We start from the raw sequence: 17,140 nt of genomic DNA on the forward strand, positions 1-17,140 counted from the left end.
TTTGCCATCGTCAGATGGGGTAAAATCCGATTCGCTTGTATTGGCGGGGCCAAGCTCCTATAGCTTCAACCAATGAGTCACGACTAAGGCGCTATAAACGAGCTGCCACACAGTCCTGTAACAGCAATCACAAAGCCCGAGTATCGATGCCCACGCTTTATCATCATCCCATGTCATCCGCATCCCGCTTCGTCCGGCTGATCCTGGCGGAATACGGCTATCAGGCGGATCTGATCGAGGAGCAGACATGGGAGAAGCGCCGGGATTTCCTGGCGCTCAATCCGGCCGGCACGCTGCCGGTCTATGTCGACGACAGCATGCGGGCGCTCTGCGGCGCCACCGTCATTTCCGAATATCTGGACGAGACGCACGGGGTGTTGAAACGCGACCGGCGACTGCTCGCCGAAGACCCTTTCCAGCGGGCGGAAATCCGCCGGCTGACCGAATGGTTCATGCAGAAGATGGAGAACGACGTGACGAAGCCGCTCGCACGTGAGCGTGTCTACAAGTTGCAGATGACCGCCGATCAGGGCGGCGGAGCGCCGGATTCGAAGATTTTGCGCACGGCCCGCGCGAATATCCGCCAGCATATGCGTTATCTCACCTGGCTTGCCGGCTCGCGCCAATGGCTGGCGGGAGAGCGGATGAGCTATGCCGATCTTGCCGCCGCCGCCTCCATCTCGATCCTCGATTATCTCGGCGAGATCGAGTGGGCCGAAGCCCCCGTCGTCAAGGAGTGGTATCAGCGGCTGAAATCGCGTCCCTCCTTCCGGCCGATGCTCACCGAGCGCGTGCGCGGCCTGACCCCCGTTTCACACTATGCCGATCTGGATTTCTGACGAGGGCTCTTCATGCCCGAAGCTTATAGAGACGACAAAGAGCGGCGGCGCCGCGACAATTTGACCGACTTCGTTCGGGCGGAATCGGTCGCGAAGGGCTTCGATCTCTGCCGCATCACGCGCCCTGACGCGATCCCCGAAGCCAAACGGCGTCTCGGTGAGTTCATCGATGCCGGCCGGCACGGGACGATGGAGTGGATGGCGGAGACGCGCGAGCGGCGCGGCGATCCGCTGACCCTCTGGAGCGAGGTGCGATCCGTCGTCGTCTTCGGCCTTAACTACGCCCCGGAAGAAGATCCGCGCGGCATCCTCGACAAGCCCGACAAAGCGGCGATCTCCGTCTATGCCCGCAACCGCGATTATCACGACCTCATCAAGGGCCGGTTGAAGGAGATCGCCACCCGCTTTGCGGCGCGGGCCGGCGCCGATGTGAAGGTGTTTGTCGATACCGCGCCGGTCATGGAAAAGCCGTTGGCGGCGGCGGCCGGTATCGGCTGGCAGGGGAAACACACCAATCTCGTCAGCCGCACGCATGGTTCGTGGCTGTTCCTCGGCACGATGTTCACCACCGCCGATCTTGCCGTCGACGCGCCGGAAATCGATCATTGCGGCTCCTGCCGCGCCTGTCTCGACATCTGTCCGACCGCCGCCTTTCCGGCGCCTTACCAGATCGACGCGCGGCGCTGCATCTCCTATCTCACCATCGAACACAAGGGGCCGATCGACCCCGACCTGCGGGTGCTGATCGGCAACCGCATCTATGGCTGCGACGACTGTCTCGCCGCCTGCCCCTGGAACAAGTTCGCAAGCTCCGCCTCCGAAATGAAGCTGCAGGCGCGCGAAGAGCTGAAGGAGCCGTCGATCGCCTTTCTGCTGACGCTCGACGACGCCGCCTTCCGCTCCTTTTTCAGCGGCTCGCCGGTCAAGCGGATCGGCCGCGACCGTTTCATCCGCAACGTGCTGATCGCTGCCGGCAATTCCCGCGAGAGGGCGCTCATCCCGCAATGCCGCCTGCTCGCCGACGACGCCTCGCCGGTGGTGCGGGGGATGACAGTCTGGGCGCTTTCAAGGCTGATGAAGGCTGACGAATTCTCGGCCTTTGCCGCAAAAAGGGCTGATGAGAGCGACGATAATGTCCTGAACGAATGGCGCCTGGCAGGAGTGGGCTGATGCATGTGATGATCTTCGGCTGCGGTTTTTCCGGTACGGCGATCGCCAAGGCCTTCGCCGGCGACGGCATGCGCGTGTCCGGAACGACCCGTTCGGCAGAGAAGATGGAAGCGCTGCGCCGCGCCGGCATCGAGGCATTCCTGTTCGATGGCGAAACCTTGGAAGAGCAGCTCGTCCGGGCTTTGGCCGATGTCACCCATCTCGTGCAGTCGATCGCGCCCGGAAAGGCTGACCCGCTGCTGCGGCTGCTCGATAAGGACGGCGCGAGCCTGCTGCCGAGGCTTGAATGGATCGGCTATCTCTCCACCGTCGGCGTCTATGGCGATCACAAGGGCGCATGGGTCGACGAGGAAACACCTTGCGTGCCCGTCTCCGGACGGTCGAAGGAGCGGCTCGAGGCGGAAGAGGGCTGGCTGGCAATGGGCGCGAGGCGCGGCGTGCCGGCGGCCGTGCTGCGGCTTTCCGGGATTTACGGGCCGGGCCGCAATGCCTTCTGCAACCTAGAAAAAGGCACGGCGCGGCGGCTGATCAAGAAGGACCAGGTCTTCAACCGCATCCGCGTCGAGGATATCGGCGCGGCGGCGCGCTTCCTGTCGGAGCGCGGGCTCGGCGGCATCTATAATGTCACCGACGACCAGCCTGGGCCGCCGCAGGATGTGATCGTCGAGGCGGCACGGCTGATGGGCGTCGAGCCGCCTCCGGAACAGGCTTTCGAAACCGCCGAACTGACGCCGATGGCGCGTTCTTTCTACGGCGAGAACAAGCGGATTTCCAATGCGAAACTGAAGGCGGCCGGTTTCCGATTTTCCTTCCCGAACTATCCGATGTCGCTTGCTCAATTGTGGCAGGACGGGCGCTGGCGCGGGTAAGTCCGGGCCGCTTGAGGTGACCGGGGTTATCACCCAAATTGAGTAGGAAATTCCTACTTTGCACAGTTGGCAGAACAATTCTCGCCGCATATCATGGTTAACAGCCTTTGAATTTGCGCAAATGTGGCGGGAAATATGGCGAAGTCAGAAAAAATATTCCGTGATTTTTGTGAGGGCCGCGAAGTTTAGGGCTTCCCCGGAAAAATCATTTGAATTTTGGCTGATTTCATTGCGTTTTTTTCTTATATCGCCATGCGCGGCAAATTCTCATTTTTTATCAACGGCCTGGCAAATATTACAGACTGTAATATTCCGTGATCGCATGCGGCACTTTTTTGCCATTTTTCGGCGGATTTAAGCCCCGCCGCCTGCCAGGGCGTCGAGTTCAATAGTTGAGGGATACTCCGTTTTGAAGAAAATCAGCCGTTCTATTATCGCTGCCGCAACTATTGCAGCCTGCTCTTCCATGCTTCCGGCGGAAGGTTTTGCTGCAAATGGCTGTGGCGGTGCTTCGTGGTACGCTCTTCACTCCAAAACTGCTTCCGGAGAACGTATGAACCCCGCCGTCTTGACTGCCGCGCATCGTTCGCTCGCATTCGGCACCAAGGTCAAGGTCACCAACCGCAACAATGGCCGCACCGTCGTCGTCCGCATCAATGATCGCGGCCCGTTCATCCGCGGCCGTGTGCTCGATCTGTCGCGCGCCGCCGCACAGAATATCGGCATGGTGAGCTCCGGCACGGCGAAGGTCTGCTACCAAGTGATCAGCTAAGTCCGGAGCTTGCAACCGGCTGCACTGTCAGCGGCGCTTGCTCTTGCCGCCAATCGCGGTTACCACGCGATCGAAACCTGTAAACAATCCGCCCGACCTCTGGGTGCGGATCGTTCGCACGGTACGGCAACAGGAGATATGTGAATGCGTCTGGGCGGCCGCCTCGAAGGGGCGATTTCTGTGCTCGCGGACATCGATGCCCGCAAGCGACCCGTCGCCGACGCACTCAAGGACTGGGGCCTTGCCCATCGCTTCGCCGGTTCCGGCGATCGTGCCGCGATCGGCAACATCGTCTACGACGCCTTGCGCATGCGGCTTTCGCATGCCTGGCTGATGGATGACGACAGCGCTGCGGCCATTGCCCACGCCGTCATGTTCCGTCAATGGGGTTTCACGCCCGAAAGCCTTGCCGCCGAGCTGGCCGACGACAAATTCGCGCCGGCGCCACTTTCACCCGAAGCCCTTGCCGCCTTTAGCAGCCGCTTGCTCGAAGACGCGCCGCCGCATATCCGCGGCGATATTCCCGAATGGGTTCAATCCTCCTTCGAACAGTCTTTCGGCACGGGCTGGCTCGCCGAAGCACAGGCGCTCGCCGCCCGCCCGACGCTCGATCTGCGCGCCAACATTTTAAAGGCTTCGCGCGACAAGGCGGTCAAGGCGCTCGAAAGAGCCGGCGCGCATGCGGCGAAGATCGCCCGTTACGGCATCCGGATTGCCGCAGGCGAAGGCGCCTCGCGTCTTCCCAACGTGACAGCCGAGCTTTCGTTCCAGAAAGGCTGGTTCGAAGTCCAGGACGAGGGTTCGCAGATCGTCGCCGATCTGGTGCTGGCGCGCGATGGCGAACAGATCCTCGATTATTGCGCCGGCGGCGGCGGCAAGACGCTCGCCATGGCCGCCGCCATGCAAAACAAGGGCCAGGTTCACGCCTATGACGCCGATCGCAAACGGCTGGCGCCGATCATCGAGCGGCTGAAGCGGGCGGGCACGCGCAATGTCCAGGTGCATGACGACGCCAGAGGGCTTTCGGGCCTTGCCGGGCGCTGCGACAAGGTGCTGGTCGACGCGCCCTGCACCGGCACCGGCACATGGCGCCGCCGCCCCGATACGAAATGGCGGCTGACGGCGAAGAACCTCGACGAACGCACCGCCCAGCAGCAGGACGCGCTGGCGCAGGCAAGCGGCTTCGTCAAACCGGGCGGTGAGCTGATCTATGTCACCTGCTCGGTGCTGCCTCAGGAAAACGAGGAGCAGGTGCGCCGCTTTACGGCCAGGAATGCTGATTTTGAGATCGTCGGCGCCCTGCCCGCCTGGGACGCTCTCTTCGGCAAAGACGCGCCGCGTCCGCACTCCTCCGATGGTCTGACGGTGACGCTGACACCGGCTTCCATGGATACGGACGGCTTCTTCTTCTGCCGCATGCAGCGCAAGGGCTGAGACCCCCGCGAGAGCCGCAGATTGGGACCGCCATTTCGGGAAAGTGACGGTGGTGTTTTCAGGCCGATGCAGCTGAAAGAGTGGCTGTTCCGGCTCGCCCCCAGTTAAAATCATTCCAAACTAGAGCGTTTGACACCAGTTTACTTTTGCGCGAAGAGACGGAGCCCGACGGAATATCCGTCACAGGAGAGGATTATGAAGCTCAACAGCAAATTCCGCGCAGCCGTGCTGGCGATTGCTCCCGCCGCTCTGCTCGCCCTTCCCGCGCAGGCCGAGACCGACGCTAGCGCCGTGGTGAAACATTATGCCGAAGTGGCCCATGCCAAATACGAGGACTCGCTGACGACGGCCAAGGCGCTCGACGCCGCCATCGACGCCTTCCTGAAGGCGCCGACCGATGAGACGCTGAAGGCCGCCAGGGATGCCTGGGTCAAGGCGCGCGTGCCCTACCAGCAGACCGAAGTCTTTCGTTTCGGCAATCCGATCGTCGACGACTGGGAAGGCAAGGTCAATGCGTGGCCTCTCGACGAAGGCCTGATCGATTATGTCGATGCCGCCTACGGGACCGAGAGCGACGAAAACTCGCTCTATGTGGCCAATGTCATCGCCAACAAGACGATCAAGATCGACGGCAAGGATGTCGACGCCTCGAAGCTGACGCCGGAATTCCTCTCCGGCACGCTCGCCGAGGCCGGCGGCATCGAAGCCAATGTGGCGACCGGTTACCACGCCATCGAATTCCTTCTGTGGGGCCAGGATCTGAACGGCACCGGTCCGGGCGCCGGCAACCGCCCGGCCACTGATTACGACCTCAAGAACTGCACGCACGGCAATTGCGACCGCCGCGCCGAATATCTGAAGTCCGCCTCCACCCTGCTTGTTTCCGACCTGCAGGAAATGACCGACAACTGGAAGCCGGACGGGGTGGCGACGAAGAACGTCGATGCCGATCCGAAGGCCGGTCTTGTCGCCATCCTGACCGGCATGGGCTCGCTCTCCTATGGCGAACTTGCCGGCGAGCGCATGAAACTCGGCCTGTTGCTGCACGACCCGGAAGAAGAGCATGATTGCTTCTCCGACAATACCTACAATTCGCATCTCAACGACGCGATCGGCATCGCCGCCGCCTATACCGGCAACTATACCCGCGTCGACGGCACCAAGCTCAGTGGCCCGTCGCTGCACGACCTCGTCGCCGCCAAGGACAAGGCGCTCGATGCCGAGCTGGAAGGCAAGCTCAACAAGACGCTCGATGCGATGAATGCCATGGCCAAGCGCGGCGAGACGGTCGAGAAGTACGACCAGATGATCGCCGAGGGCAACAAGGAAGGCAATGCCGTCGTCCAGGCCGCCATCGACGGGCTGATCGACCAGACGAAGTCGATTCAGCGCGTTATTGCCGCACTCGATCTCGGCACGGTTCAGCTTGAAGGTTCCGACAGCTTGGATAATCCTAACGCCGTCTTCAAATAAGCAAAAAGGCGGGCCGCCTCGACAGCCGGAGCGGCCCGGACTCTTGAAATGTCGCATGCCCCGGCCCGCCGATTGATCGCCAGCGCAGCGCTCTGCGCCATGTTTGCCGGATTTTCCGCAGCCATCGCCGGCGGTTTCGACCTGCCAACCAAACGCACCGACCTCTCCGAGACCGATCTCAAACGCGTCGCCGACATCACGCGGCCGACGGCGGATTTTTCCAAGGCCGAGCAATATGAAGCGATGCAGGCGGGGGCCGCGACCTCGATCGATCCCGTCACTGAAGACAGCTTCTCGCATATTTCCGCCAACATCCCCTTCGAGGAAGAGCAGAATTTCAAGCTCGGCAATGCGCTCTTTCGCAAGCTCTGGGTTTCCGCTCCTTCCTCGACGCAGGCCTCTGATGGCCTCGGGCCGCTCTTCAACGCCCGCTCCTGCATGAGCTGCCATGTCAATGACGGCCGGGGCAGACCGCCGGAGGGGGCCACAAGCGCCACCTCGATGTTCCTGCGTCTGGCACGCGCGGCGACCACGCCGGAGGAAGAAAAGGCGATCGCCAATGCCGACGTCGTGAACTTTCCCGATCCGGTCTATGGCCATCAACTGCAGGACCTTGCCGTCCCCGGCATTGCCGCAGAAGGCCGGATGGCGATCACTTATGATGTGGAGACGGTGACGCTCGGCGACGGTGAAAAAGTATCGCTTCGCCGGCCGCATTATACGGCGACGAACCTCGCTTATGGGCCGCTCGACACGGCGACGACCATTTCGGCGCGCGTGGCGCCGGCGATGATCGGCCTTGGGCTGATCGAAGCCATTCCGGAAGCGGACATTCTTGCCCATGCCGATCCTGATGATGCAGACGGCGACGGCATTTCGGGCAAGGCGGCGATCGTGCGCGACCATCGCAGCGGCAAGATCGCACTCGGTCGTTTCGGCTGGAAGGCGCAAAACGCCACCGTGCGCGATCAGAGCGCCGATGCCTTCGCCAACGATATCGGCATCTCGACGCCCGACCAGCCGGATGCACATGGCGATTGCACCAAGCCGGAAGAAAAATGCCTTGAGATGCCGACAGGGGTGCAGAAACGGCTGGGTGCAGAAGAAGCCCCAGGCCCCGTTCTCGACCTCGTGACCTTCTATTCCGAAAATCTCGCCGTGCCGGCGCGGCGCAAGGCGAGCTTTCCCGAGACACTGCGGGGCAAGCGGATTTTTTACGAAACCGGCTGCATTTCCTGCCATGTGCCGAAATTCGTCACCCGCCTGGATGCAGCCGAAAAGGCGCAATCCTTCCAGCTGATCTGGCCCTATTCCGACTTTCTCCTGCACGACATGGGCGAGGGTCTGGCCGACGGGCAACAGGTCGGGCTTGCAAGCGGACGTGAATGGCGCACGCCGCCGCTATGGGGTATAGGACTGACCCGGACTATCAGCGGACACAGCTTTTTCCTGCATGACGGCCGTGCGCGAAACGTCACCGAGGCGATTCTCTGGCATGGCGGCGAAGCTGAAAAGGCCCGCAACGCTTTCTCCTTCCTGTCGAAAGACGACCGGGCGGCCCTGATTACATTCCTGGAGTCACTTTGATGCGCCTTTGGCACCCCCTGCTCTGCCTCACTCTGATCGGCCTCGCCACATCGGCGGCCGCTGAGACCGCCGCTCCTCCGGCAGGGCTGAATGAGGATGCCGTTCCCGCCGTCATGCAGCGCACCGTCGATGAGGTGATCCGCCCCGGCTATCGCAATATGCAGCAATCGGCCGCCCGGCTGACGACGGCGATGAAGGATCTCTGTGACGACGGAACGCAACAGGCGCTCGACAAGGCGAAATCCGCCTTCGACGACACAATCCGCTACTGGTCGATCATCGAGATCGTCCAGACAGGGCCCGTCATCCAGGACAATCTCTTCGAGCACATCCTGTTCTATCCCGACCGCAAGGGTGTCGGCCTGAAGCAGGTGCAAGCGCTGATCGCCAAGGCCGATCCTAAGGACGCGACCGTCGATGCCATCGCCGGCAAGAGTGTGGCGCTGCAGGGCCTGACGGCGCTGGAATATGTGCTCTATGGCAACGGCTCCGACGATCTCGTCAAGCAGAAGGGCGGCTTCCGCTGCCTTTACGGTGCCGCGGTCGCCGGCAATATCCAACGTGAGGCAGGCGAAGTCGTCGCGGCGTGGGAAAAACCCGATGGCGTGCAGGCGAGCTGGAAACATCCGGGCCCGCAGAGCAATGATTTCATGGACAACAAGGAAGCCGTGACTGCGCTGCTCGGCATTCTCGTCCACGGCGCAGAGAATGTCCGCGACCAGCGGCTGGAGCAGTTCTACAAGGGCAAGGACACCACGCCGCGCCCGCGCATGGCCATCTACTGGCGTTCGAAGAACACCTGGAAATCGATGGCCGCCAATCTGGAAGGCCTGCGCACGCTCTGGCAGAAGGCCGGCATGGCCGAGCTTCTGCCGACGGACAAGCGGTCGGTCGCCGCCTCGATCGACGCGGATTTCAAATCGCTGCTCGACAGCGTGCCGAAGCTCAATCCCGACATTGACGTCGCCGTGAGCGATGCCGAGAAGGCCAAACTCGAAGCGTTGCTCGCCGATAGCCGCCAGCTCATTACCAGAATCAGCGACGAATATGGCTCGGCCATCGGCCTTTCGGCCGGCTTTTCCTTTTCGGACGGAGACTGAAGCGATGATACGAAGCACCACGATCGATCGACGCAGCTTCGTCAAGGCGGCAGGGATCGGCTTCCTTGCGGCCTTGACGCCAAGATCGCTGATGGCGTTGGAGCGCTCGGACGCCGTTTATGCCTCGGGCATTCGCGCAGCCGACGGCTCCTTTGCCATCGCGACGGTGACGGAGCGCGGCGAGATAGTCGATCAGGTGGCGCTTCCCGCCCGAGCTCACGGCATGGCCTTCAGCGCCGCCACCGGCAAGACCGTCGCCTTTGCGCGCCGGCCCGGCACCTATGCGATGATCTTCGATCCACGGAATAAGGGGCAGCCGATCGTCGTCAGCTCCCGGGAAGACCGGCATTTCTACGGCCACGGCGTGTTCTCGCCCGATGGCCGCATTCTCTACGCCAGCGAGAACGATTTCGACGGCAATCGCGGCATGATCGGCATCTACGATGCGACCGACCGCTTCACCCGCATCGGCGAATTCGAGACCTATGGCATCGGCCCGCACGACATGACCGTGTCCGATGACGGACGCCTTCTCATTGTCGCCAATGGCGGCATCGAGACCCATCCCGACTTCGGCCGCACCAAGCTCAATCTCCGGGCGATGCAGCCGTCGCTGGTCCTGATCGATGCGGCGACGGGCGCGTTGATCGAAAAACATGTGCTGCCGGCCGAATGGTCGCAGCTGTCGACCCGCCACGTCGACCTCGACGGCGAGGGCCGCATCTGGTTCGCCTGCCAGTACGAGGGCCACCGCAAGGACCTGCCGCCGCTCGTCGGCCATTTCGCCAAGGGCGAGGATATTTCCTTCGTCGAGCTGCCGGAAGAGACGACGCGCAGGCTTGCCAATTACGTCGGGGCGATCGCCGTCAACCGCAGCGAAGGCCTCGTCGGCATCACCTCCCCGAAAGGTGGCGCCTCGGTGACGATCGACGCGAGGACGGGGAAGGTGCTGGCCGAGACGGCAGTTGCGGATGCCGCGGGCATCGCGCCGGCAAATGAGGGCTTTGCCGTCTCCTCATATGATGGCGACTTCCTGTCGACCCGCAGCGACGTCGCCTGGGATCAGCACATCGTTCGGATCTCTCAGCCGACGCGCGCATAGGCCTTCTGCTCGGCACTGATCACCGACGCCGCAGCCCTTGCCGCTTGATGCAGCCATTCGCTCCCGCGCACCCGTAGGTCCTCCAGGATCGCCGCGGCCGCTGCCGGATCGTCGGAATGACAGTTGGCGATCTCGAAGCCCATCAGCTCGAGCATCGTCGGCGCAAGCAGGATTTCCGGGTGCTTGTCGATCTCGATCTTGCGGCTGTTCGGCGAGAGCCGGCGCACGAGGATACGCCCGGAGACTTGATAGTGGGGATCGGCCGAGCGCATCCGCCCTCCGGCAATCTTGCCTGCATTGATCGTCCCATGCTGCAGCCCGTGGCAAAGCGACCAGGCCGAGGGCACCAGCGCCTTCGCCTCGCGCAGAACCGGCCCGCCTTGCCATTCGCTATAGGCGACAAAACGCGGCCGACCGAGACTGCCGGTGCCGGCGCGATGCGGCTTGGCCACGAAGCGACCTGTGCCGGATGGCAATGCCCCGGTAAGCGCCTCGATATAGGCGGGAGGCACCGGTTTCTTGCCGGGACGCAGGGTCTCGTATTTCTCCCAAAATTCCTGGCGGTCGGCATTCGGCAGCACCAATGCCTTGCGAAGCCATTTATAATCGCGTTCGAGGATGACGGGCACCGGATTTTCAAGGCCCCGGCGATAGCCGGTGAGGATCAGTTCGCCGATCCTGCGGACGGACGGACCATTGTCGCCACGCGCCAAGATGGCGCTTGCCGCCAGACGAACGAGGTCGAGCGCATAAGGCATGAGCGCCGCGTCGTCGAAATCATTGACGCCCCAGACGAGCCGGCCCTCGACATCGCGCCAGGTGCCGAAATTTTCCAGATGCGTGTCGCCGATCGCCAGCACTTCAGGTGCGCCTGCAAGTTCCTGGCAGATGCCGAGGATGGTTTCGCACCAGCGCCAATAGGTGGCGCGCAGGAAGACGAACGCATTGCTGCGCATCTTCTTATGTTTCTCCCTGAGATCCTTCTTGACGAGATCGTCGCCGAGTTCGCCGCTCAGCCAGTTCTCGAAATTCCGGACAGATTGCGATATCGTCATCATGCCGCTGATGCATCCATCCTTTCGAGTGTGGATGCGAGAATACGCGCTCCGCGCGAAGCTGCAATCGCCATTGCACGAGGCTGGCGGCGCTGAAGAAGCGGGTTCATGCAACGACGCATGGCGAAAGGTTGCCCCGGCGACACGGTTTGCGGTTTCCGGCGTCGGCCGGGCGGATTTTGGCAAGGTCCAGCTTGTCGAATCCGGCCCGCCATGCCACTTTCCCGGCTTCGAGAGGGGTAGCCATGAGCGAGACTGACAGGGGCGATTTCCGCGCGCGAATCCGCCGCAATTTTGCGCGCCAGGCGGCGATGCAGACGATCGGCGCGGAGCTGACGCGCGTCGAGCACGGCGTCGTCGAGATCGAGCTTCCCTTCGACGTCAAACTGACACAGCAGCACGGCATCCTGCATGCGGGCATCATTTCGGCGGCGCTGGATTCGGCCTGCGGCTTTGCCGCCTACAGCGTCATCGACCCTGAAGCCTCGATCCTGACAATCGAGTTCAAGGTCAATCTCATGTCGCCGGGGCGTGGCGAGCGCTTCCTGTTTCGCGGCGAAATCACCAAACCCGGCTCCACCATTATCGTCGCCGACGGGCGAGGCTACGCGATCAGCGACGGGCCGGCGAAACTCATCGCCTCCATGACCGGAACGATGATGGTCATCCGCGGGAGAGAAGGAATTACAGGATGAAGTTCGAGCTGAAGTCGGTCGCAGGAAAATCCATGCTTTTCGTCATGGCGGCGGAGGCCGAATACGGCTCATTCCTGCGTTCGCGTATTGAACCCCTGATGACCGGCGTTGGCCCGGTCGAGGCAGCGGTCGCGCTGACCAAGACCCTGGCACGGCTGGATGCGGCCGACGACCTGCCGGATCTCGTGGTATCGCTCGGGTCGGCCGGTTCGGCGAAACTGGAGCAGACCGAAGTCTATCAGGTGAGCTCGGTCTCCTATCGCGACATGGACGCCTCGCCGCTCGGTTTCGAAAAGGGTAGGACGCCGTTTCTCGACCTGCCCGCTGCGCTCGAACTGCCGCTGCGCATCCCCGGAATTCCCGAAGCCAGCCTTTCCACCGGCGGCAACGTCATCTCGGGCGCCGCCTATGGCGACATCGACGCCGACATGGTGGACATGGAGACCTATGCGGTGCTGCGCGCCTGCCAGGGCTACAAGCTGCCGCTGATCGGCCTGCGCGGCATCTCCGACGGCGCGGTCGAACTGCAGCATATCTCCGGCTGGACAGAATATCTGCACATCGTCGACCGCAAGCTTTCCTACGGCGTCGACAGTCTGTTCACGGCGCTGGAGGACGGGGTTTTCTGGTTCTAAGGCCTCGAACACGCCGCGCGCCTTTCACAGGCGCGGGGACAATCGGAACAATAAAAACCCGAAGCCCGCGATTTCCCGGATTGCCAGGCGAAGCGCTTTTCTTTAAAGCCTCGCCATGACCCAGACAGCACATCCCGACTCCGTTCTCATCGTCGATTTCGGCAGCCAGGTGACCCAGCTCATCGCACGGCGCGTGCGCGAGGCCGGCGTCTATTGCGAGATCGTCCCCTTTCAATCCGCCGAAGAAGGCTTCAAGCGCCTGCAGCCGAAGGCCGTGATCCTCTCCGGCAGCCCGGCTTCCACCGTGGACGAGGGATCGCCGCGAGCGCCCCAGATCATCTTCGATAGCGGCCTGCCGGTGTTCGGCATCTGCTACGGTCAGCAGACGATGTGCATGCAGCTCGGCGGCAAGGTCGAAAGCGGCCATCACCGTGAATTCGGCCGCGCCTTTCTGGATGTCGACAAGGATTGCCAGCTGTTCGAAGGCCTCTGGTCCTCCGGCTCGCGCCATCAGGTCTGGATGAGCCATGGCGACCGCGTCACGGCACTGCCGGATGGTTTCGAGGTGGTCGCCACCTCTTCCAACGCGCCCTTCGCCTTCATAGCCGACGAGAAGCGCAAATATTACGGCGTGCAGTTCCACCCCGAGGTCGTGCATACGCCCGACGGCGCCAAGCTGATCGGCAACTTCATTCACAATGTCGCCGGCATCAAGGGCGACTGGTCGATGTCGGCCTATCGCCAAAAAGCGGTCGACGAGATCCGCAAGCAGGTCGGTGACAAGCGCGTCATCTGCGCGCTTTCAGGTGGCGTCGACAGCTCCGTCGCGGCACTCCTGATCCACGAGGCCGTCGGCGACCAGCTGACCTGCATCCTCGTCGACCACGGGCTGATGCGCAAGGACGAGGCGGCCAATGTCGTCGCCATGTTCCGCGAGCACTACAATCTGCATCTGCTGCACGTCGATGCCTCAGACCGTTTCATCGGCGAGCTCGAGGGCGTCAGCGACCCCGAAACCAAGCGCAAGATCATTGGCCGGCTCTTCATCGAAACCTTCGAGGAAGAGGCGAAGAAACTCGGCGGCGCCGATTTCCTCGGCCAGGGCACGCTCTATCCCGACGTGATCGAGAGCGTTTCCTTCACCGGCGGCCCGTCGGTGACGATCAAGTCGCACCACAATGTCGGCGGCCTGCCGGAGCGCATGAACATGCAGCTCGTCGAGCCGCTGCGCGAACTGTTCAAGGACGAGGTGCGCGCGCTCGGCCGCGAGCTCGGCCTGCCCGACAGCTTCATCGGCCGCCATCCCTTCCCCGGCCCTGGCCTCGCGATCCGCTGCCCCGGCGGCATCACGCGCGAGAAGCTCGAGATCCTGCGCGAGGCCGATGCGATCTATCTCGACGAAATCCGCAAGGCCGGCCTCTACGACGCGATCTGGCAGGCCTTCGCCGTGCTGCTTCCCGTCCAGACTGTCGGTGTGATGGGCGACGGGCGCACTTATGAATTCGTCTGTGCGCTGCGCGCCGTCACCTCGGTCGACGGCATGACGGCGGATTTCTACCACTACGACATGGAATTCCTTGGCCGCGCCGCCACCCGCATCATCAACGAGGTGCGCGGCATCAACCGGGTGGTCTACGACGTCACGTCGAAGCCGCCCGGCACGATCGAGTGGGAGTGAGGGCAGAAGCCGCCCTCCGAGGTAGCTATTTGAGCGGCAGAAGCACCTCCGCCAGCGCCTCATGCTGCGGCACTTCAAGAAGCCAAGCCGCTGGCGAATATGGGGAAGTCGCGCGTCGCCGCGCAGCGTCCGCCAGGGATCTCGCCGGCCTTAATCGCTTCTCCATTTGCCTGATCGATCGGTCGACCAACACAAGGTCGCCAAAGGCGAGACGAAGTGGGGCTGAGACTGCTGGTGCATCGCTGATGTAAGCGGATCGATGCCCAATGAAGCGCCTGCCCCGATCAGTTCGGACGCGTTCGAGTTCAGCCAGAAACCAATTGCAATGTAAAATCAGTTGGCCTAACCTACTCCCGTCGCTACGCAGCCGAATTCACGCACATACTCCGTTCAAGAAGGAAGTTGGCATGGCTAAGCTCGTCTTCGGGATGAACCAGTCGCTGGACGGTTACGTCGACCACACGGCCTTCGGGCCAAGTCCCACCCTCTTCCGCCACTTCGTCGAGCAGGCGCAGAGGCAGGCGGGCAGCGTCTACGGCCGCCAGATGTACGAGGTCATGCGTTATTGGGATGACGATCATCCCGAATGGGATGCCGAGCAACGAGCCTTCGCAGCGGCGTGGCGGAAGCAGCCGAAATGGGTGGTCTCGCGCTCGTTGACGTCAGTCGGCTCCAACGCCAGGCTTGTTGGGAATGATCTCGAGGGCGTGATGCGCGCGCTAAAGGCCGAGCGTGACGGGGAGATCGAAGTTGCCGGGCCAGACTTGGCGCAAAGCCTTACCGGACTCGGGCTGATCGATGAATATCACATTTACCTGCATCCCGTCGTGCTTGGCCGCGGCAAACCCTATTTCGCCGGGGCCCGGCCGCCGCTTCGTCTTGTGAGCCATGATCTGATCGACGAGAATGTGATCAAGCTGACCTATGTTCCTGCCTAGTCCAAGGAGCCGCAAGTAAACTTGTCCGATCGTGGGCGGCGCGCACCTCTCGCGCCTGCAGTTATGAGCGCGGCCACCTCCAACCTCCTCATGCTGAGGTGCGAAGCCCATAGGCGTAGCCTCGAAGCACGCCGCAACATTGCTTCTTGAATCCCTCTGATGCCGCCTGCGCTTGCCTCAGCGCACAGACCGGCCGAGGTTTAGTCACCACGGCCGGTCTTTGGTATGCAAGGATGGTGCGGCTCCAGAGCCGCCTCAGCGGCCGTAAGTGACCTCGATCGAGGCCTTGTCGAGCGTGTTGGCCCTGACATAGAAGCCGACCATGGCGCCCGGCGCCGTCTCGGGAAGCGGGAGCTTGTCCACCTTGAGCGCGTAGACGGTGAACTGGTAGCGGTGCGGCTTATCGCCGGCCGGAGGGCATGCGCCGCCATATCCGGAGGTGCCGAAATCTGTGTGGCCTTCCACGGCGCCTGCGGGAAGCTTCTTGTCACCGCTCGCGCCAGCGGCAATCTCCGAAGTCTTTGCCGGGATGTTGAACACCGACCAATGCCACCAGCCGGAACCCGTGGGCGCATCCGGATCGTACGCCATGACGGCGAAGCTCTTGGTTCCCTCGGGTGCGCCCGACCAGGCCAGTTCCGGCGAGATGTTCTTGCCCGAGCAGCCGAAGCCGTTGAAGACCTGCGCATCGGCCATGGCCTTGCCGGCGGCTAAATCCTTCGAGGTGAGCTTCATTTCGGCATGGGCGGCCGTGGCGCCGAAGACGGTGGCGGCCATAAGTGCTGCTGTGATCAATCGCATTGCTATTCTCCTGTGGTTGACGATGCCGGGAAACTATCGTCACCGCGCCAGCGCATCTGCCCCGCTCTGCTCAATTTCTGCCCCGATCCGCTCAAATTGTTCGGGTCCGCTGCGTACATGGCGTGGGCTGACGCCAAACCGCTCCTTGAAGCGCGCGGAAAATTGCGAAGGCGAATCGTAACCGACCTCCAGCGCAACCTGCGCCATCGGCAATGTCGTGGTCTGAATGAGCGCCAGAGCACGGTTCATCCGGGTATCGCTCAAGATCTCGCTGAAGGCTGTATTCTCGGCGGAGAGCCTGCGCCGCAGCGTCGCCTCGCTCATGTTGAACAAGCCCGCAGCATGCGCCAGCGTCCAGGCGCCGGCCGGATCAGCTTCGATCATCTGCCTCAGCCGGTCCTCAAGCCGGGGGCTTTCGCATCGGCCGAGCACCGCCCCGCAGAGCGCGAACCAGGTGACGAGTTCCATCAGACGGGCCTTGGCGATGGCGCCCGGAAGCCGCGCCAGATTGCCCGGCTGACTGCAATATTCGAACAATGCAGCAGCTTCCTCCGGCAGTCTCGAGGTGCTGGCCGGAAGAGGCCGTGATGGCACGGCGACTGATCCCATCCTATCATAAGCGTCCTCGAAAAGCTGTCGCGGAATTGGAAGCGCCAGGGTCTGATATTTCTGCGGCGCTTTGGGAATGTTCTCCATCGTCAACGGCCGGTAGTCGGGCAACAGACCGTAATCGCCCGCCTCGAGGCGCAAAGGCTTGTCATCCGACATGACGATCTTCGTTCCAGACTGGACCTGGATCAGCAGCGGGCTGGTAGTGACGAGGCGATGGAAGCAGGCTCGACCACCCTGGCGGATCACTGCCCTGGTCGGAATGGGAAAGACGTCGTCGAGCATATGTTCTCCGCCAGCGGGATGGTCAGAACGGCGACCGGAGCAGCCAGCACGACGTCGCCCGCTTCGCCATCCAACTGAAGGCTCGAAATACCAAAACC

16 protein-coding genes and 1 pseudogene are annotated in these 17,140 nt (G+C 62.4%); 13 read left to right on the forward strand and 4 right to left on the reverse strand.

The genetic code is table 11. The annotated features are described in order from the left end of the window. Positions 1-146 precede the first annotated feature (146 nt). The 9 genes from FHT70_RS09835 (at position 147) to FHT70_RS09875 (ending at position 10,346) form a co-directional block, all read left to right on the forward strand. The gene (locus FHT70_RS09835; protein WP_097599499.1) at positions 147-839 is read left to right on the forward strand and encodes a glutathione S-transferase family protein; all 693 of its coding nucleotides are present in this window, start codon (positions 147-149) and stop codon (positions 837-839) included. A gap of 12 nt (positions 840-851) precedes the next feature. Beyond that, positions 852-2,009, forward strand: coding sequence for a tRNA epoxyqueuosine(34) reductase QueG (gene queG, locus FHT70_RS09840; protein WP_097599500.1), 1,158 nt, complete (start codon positions 852-854; stop codon positions 2,007-2,009). Further along, a complete protein-coding gene (locus FHT70_RS09845; protein ID WP_183700618.1) occupies positions 2,009-2,878 on the forward strand; it encodes an SDR family oxidoreductase in 870 nt (289 codons plus the stop codon). Before queG ends, FHT70_RS09845 begins: the two co-directional genes overlap by 1 nt. A gap of 409 nt (positions 2,879-3,287) precedes the next feature. Beyond that, positions 3,288-3,650 carry a septal ring lytic transglycosylase RlpA family protein gene (locus FHT70_RS09850; protein WP_085776661.1) on the forward strand — a complete coding sequence of 121 codons (363 nt, stop codon included), beginning with the start codon at positions 3,288-3,290 and terminating at the stop codon, positions 3,648-3,650. Between the two features lie 144 nt (positions 3,651-3,794). Further along, a complete protein-coding gene (locus tag FHT70_RS09855) occupies positions 3,795-5,084 on the forward strand; it encodes an RsmB/NOP family class I SAM-dependent RNA methyltransferase (protein ID WP_183700620.1) in 1,290 nt (429 codons plus the stop codon). Positions 5,085-5,279: 195 nt separating this feature from the next. Next, on the forward strand, positions 5,280-6,557 hold the full coding sequence (locus tag FHT70_RS09860; protein WP_183700622.1) for an imelysin family protein: 1,278 nt from the start codon (positions 5,280-5,282) through the stop codon (positions 6,555-6,557). Between the two features lie 48 nt (positions 6,558-6,605). Next, positions 6,606-8,144 (forward strand): di-heme oxidoredictase family protein, encoded by a 1,539-nt coding sequence (locus FHT70_RS09865; RefSeq protein WP_183700624.1) that lies wholly within the window; start codon positions 6,606-6,608, stop codon positions 8,142-8,144. Next, a complete protein-coding gene (locus tag FHT70_RS09870; protein ID WP_183700626.1) occupies positions 8,144-9,244 on the forward strand; it encodes an imelysin family protein in 1,101 nt (366 codons plus the stop codon). The genes FHT70_RS09865 and FHT70_RS09870 overlap by 1 nt, the downstream gene beginning before the upstream one ends. A 4-nt stretch (positions 9,245-9,248) precedes the next feature. Continuing rightward, the gene (locus FHT70_RS09875) at positions 9,249-10,346 is read left to right on the forward strand and encodes a DUF1513 domain-containing protein (RefSeq protein WP_183700628.1); all 1,098 of its coding nucleotides are present in this window, start codon (positions 9,249-9,251) and stop codon (positions 10,344-10,346) included. Here the strand turns inward: FHT70_RS09875 and FHT70_RS09880 are convergent. Then, positions 10,328-11,404 carry a DUF2252 family protein gene (locus FHT70_RS09880; RefSeq protein ID WP_183700630.1) on the reverse strand — a complete coding sequence of 359 codons (1,077 nt, stop codon included), beginning with the start codon at positions 11,402-11,404 and terminating at the stop codon, positions 10,328-10,330. The genes FHT70_RS09875 and FHT70_RS09880 overlap by 19 nt on opposite strands. A gap of 242 nt (positions 11,405-11,646) precedes the next feature. Here FHT70_RS09880 and FHT70_RS09885 point away from each other — a divergent pair, with 242 nt between their 5' ends. The 3 genes from FHT70_RS09885 (at position 11,647) to guaA (ending at position 14,409) form a co-directional block, all read left to right on the forward strand. Then, the gene (locus FHT70_RS09885) at positions 11,647-12,096 is read left to right on the forward strand and encodes a PaaI family thioesterase (protein ID WP_085776653.1); all 450 of its coding nucleotides are present in this window, start codon (positions 11,647-11,649) and stop codon (positions 12,094-12,096) included. Beyond that, positions 12,093-12,731 carry a 5'-methylthioadenosine/S-adenosylhomocysteine nucleosidase gene (locus FHT70_RS09890; protein WP_097599507.1) on the forward strand — a complete coding sequence of 213 codons (639 nt, stop codon included), beginning with the start codon at positions 12,093-12,095 and terminating at the stop codon, positions 12,729-12,731. Before FHT70_RS09885 ends, FHT70_RS09890 begins: the two co-directional genes overlap by 4 nt. Positions 12,732-12,846: 115 nt before the next feature. Beyond that, a complete protein-coding gene (guaA, locus tag FHT70_RS09895; protein WP_085776651.1) occupies positions 12,847-14,409 on the forward strand; it encodes a glutamine-hydrolyzing GMP synthase in 1,563 nt (520 codons plus the stop codon). Positions 14,410-14,434: 25 nt separating this feature from the next. Here the strand turns inward: guaA and FHT70_RS30255 are convergent. After that, a pseudogene (locus FHT70_RS30255) lies at positions 14,435-14,594 on the reverse strand (AraC family transcriptional regulator); the annotation flags it as partial. 222 nt (positions 14,595-14,816) lie between these two features. Between FHT70_RS30255 and FHT70_RS09900 the strand changes: the two are divergent. Next, positions 14,817-15,347: a dihydrofolate reductase family protein gene (locus FHT70_RS09900; protein WP_183700632.1), complete on the forward strand. Its 531-nt coding sequence runs from the start codon at positions 14,817-14,819 to the stop codon at positions 15,345-15,347. A gap of 255 nt (positions 15,348-15,602) precedes the next feature. On the opposite strand, the gene FHT70_RS09905 is transcribed toward FHT70_RS09900, so the two are convergent. Both FHT70_RS09905 and FHT70_RS09910 read right to left on the reverse strand, forming a co-directional pair. After that, complete coding sequence (locus FHT70_RS09905) at positions 15,603-16,148, reverse strand: YbhB/YbcL family Raf kinase inhibitor-like protein (protein ID WP_183700634.1); 546 nt, start codon at positions 16,146-16,148, stop codon at positions 15,603-15,605. A 39-nt stretch (positions 16,149-16,187) separates the two neighbouring features. Continuing rightward, the gene (locus tag FHT70_RS09910) at positions 16,188-17,042 is read right to left on the reverse strand and encodes a helix-turn-helix domain-containing protein (protein ID WP_183700636.1); all 855 of its coding nucleotides are present in this window, start codon (positions 17,040-17,042) and stop codon (positions 16,188-16,190) included. Between the last annotated feature and the right edge of the window lie 98 nt (positions 17,043-17,140).

This window comes from Rhizobium sp. BK049 (assembly GCF_014193135.1).
Classification (GTDB): Bacteria; Pseudomonadota; Alphaproteobacteria; order Rhizobiales; family Rhizobiaceae; genus Rhizobium.

What these genes read in the sequence shown, in the direction of transcription:
- FHT70_RS09875 (WP_183700628.1), top strand. Translation starts at nt 9,249, where the DNA reads ATGATACGAAGCACCACGATCGATCGACGCAGCTTCGTCAAGGCGGCA.
- FHT70_RS09860 (WP_183700622.1), top strand. Translation starts at nt 5,280, where the DNA reads ATGAAGCTCAACAGCAAATTCCGCGCAGCCGTGCTGGCGATTGCTCCC.
- FHT70_RS09865 (WP_183700624.1), top strand. Translation starts at nt 6,606, where the DNA reads ATGTCGCATGCCCCGGCCCGCCGATTGATCGCCAGCGCAGCGCTCTGC.
- FHT70_RS09890 (WP_097599507.1), top strand. Translation starts at nt 12,093, where the DNA reads ATGAAGTTCGAGCTGAAGTCGGTCGCAGGAAAATCCATGCTTTTCGTC.
- FHT70_RS09905 (WP_183700634.1), bottom strand. Translation starts at nt 16,148, where the DNA reads ATGCGATTGATCACAGCAGCACTTATGGCCGCCACCGTCTTCGGCGCC.
- FHT70_RS09910 (WP_183700636.1), bottom strand. Translation starts at nt 17,042, where the DNA reads ATGCTCGACGACGTCTTTCCCATTCCGACCAGGGCAGTGATCCGCCAG.
- guaA (WP_085776651.1), top strand. Translation starts at nt 12,847, where the DNA reads ATGACCCAGACAGCACATCCCGACTCCGTTCTCATCGTCGATTTCGGC.
- queG (WP_097599500.1), top strand. Translation starts at nt 852, where the DNA reads ATGCCCGAAGCTTATAGAGACGACAAAGAGCGGCGGCGCCGCGACAAT.
- FHT70_RS09880 (WP_183700630.1), bottom strand. Translation starts at nt 11,404, where the DNA reads ATGATGACGATATCGCAATCTGTCCGGAATTTCGAGAACTGGCTGAGC.
- FHT70_RS09855 (WP_183700620.1), top strand. Translation starts at nt 3,795, where the DNA reads ATGCGTCTGGGCGGCCGCCTCGAAGGGGCGATTTCTGTGCTCGCGGAC.
- FHT70_RS09900 (WP_183700632.1), top strand. Translation starts at nt 14,817, where the DNA reads ATGGCTAAGCTCGTCTTCGGGATGAACCAGTCGCTGGACGGTTACGTC.
- FHT70_RS09835 (WP_097599499.1), top strand. Translation starts at nt 147, where the DNA reads ATGCCCACGCTTTATCATCATCCCATGTCATCCGCATCCCGCTTCGTC.
- FHT70_RS09885 (WP_085776653.1), top strand. Translation starts at nt 11,647, where the DNA reads ATGAGCGAGACTGACAGGGGCGATTTCCGCGCGCGAATCCGCCGCAAT.
- FHT70_RS09870 (WP_183700626.1), top strand. Translation starts at nt 8,144, where the DNA reads ATGCGCCTTTGGCACCCCCTGCTCTGCCTCACTCTGATCGGCCTCGCC.
- FHT70_RS09845 (WP_183700618.1), top strand. Translation starts at nt 2,009, where the DNA reads ATGCATGTGATGATCTTCGGCTGCGGTTTTTCCGGTACGGCGATCGCC.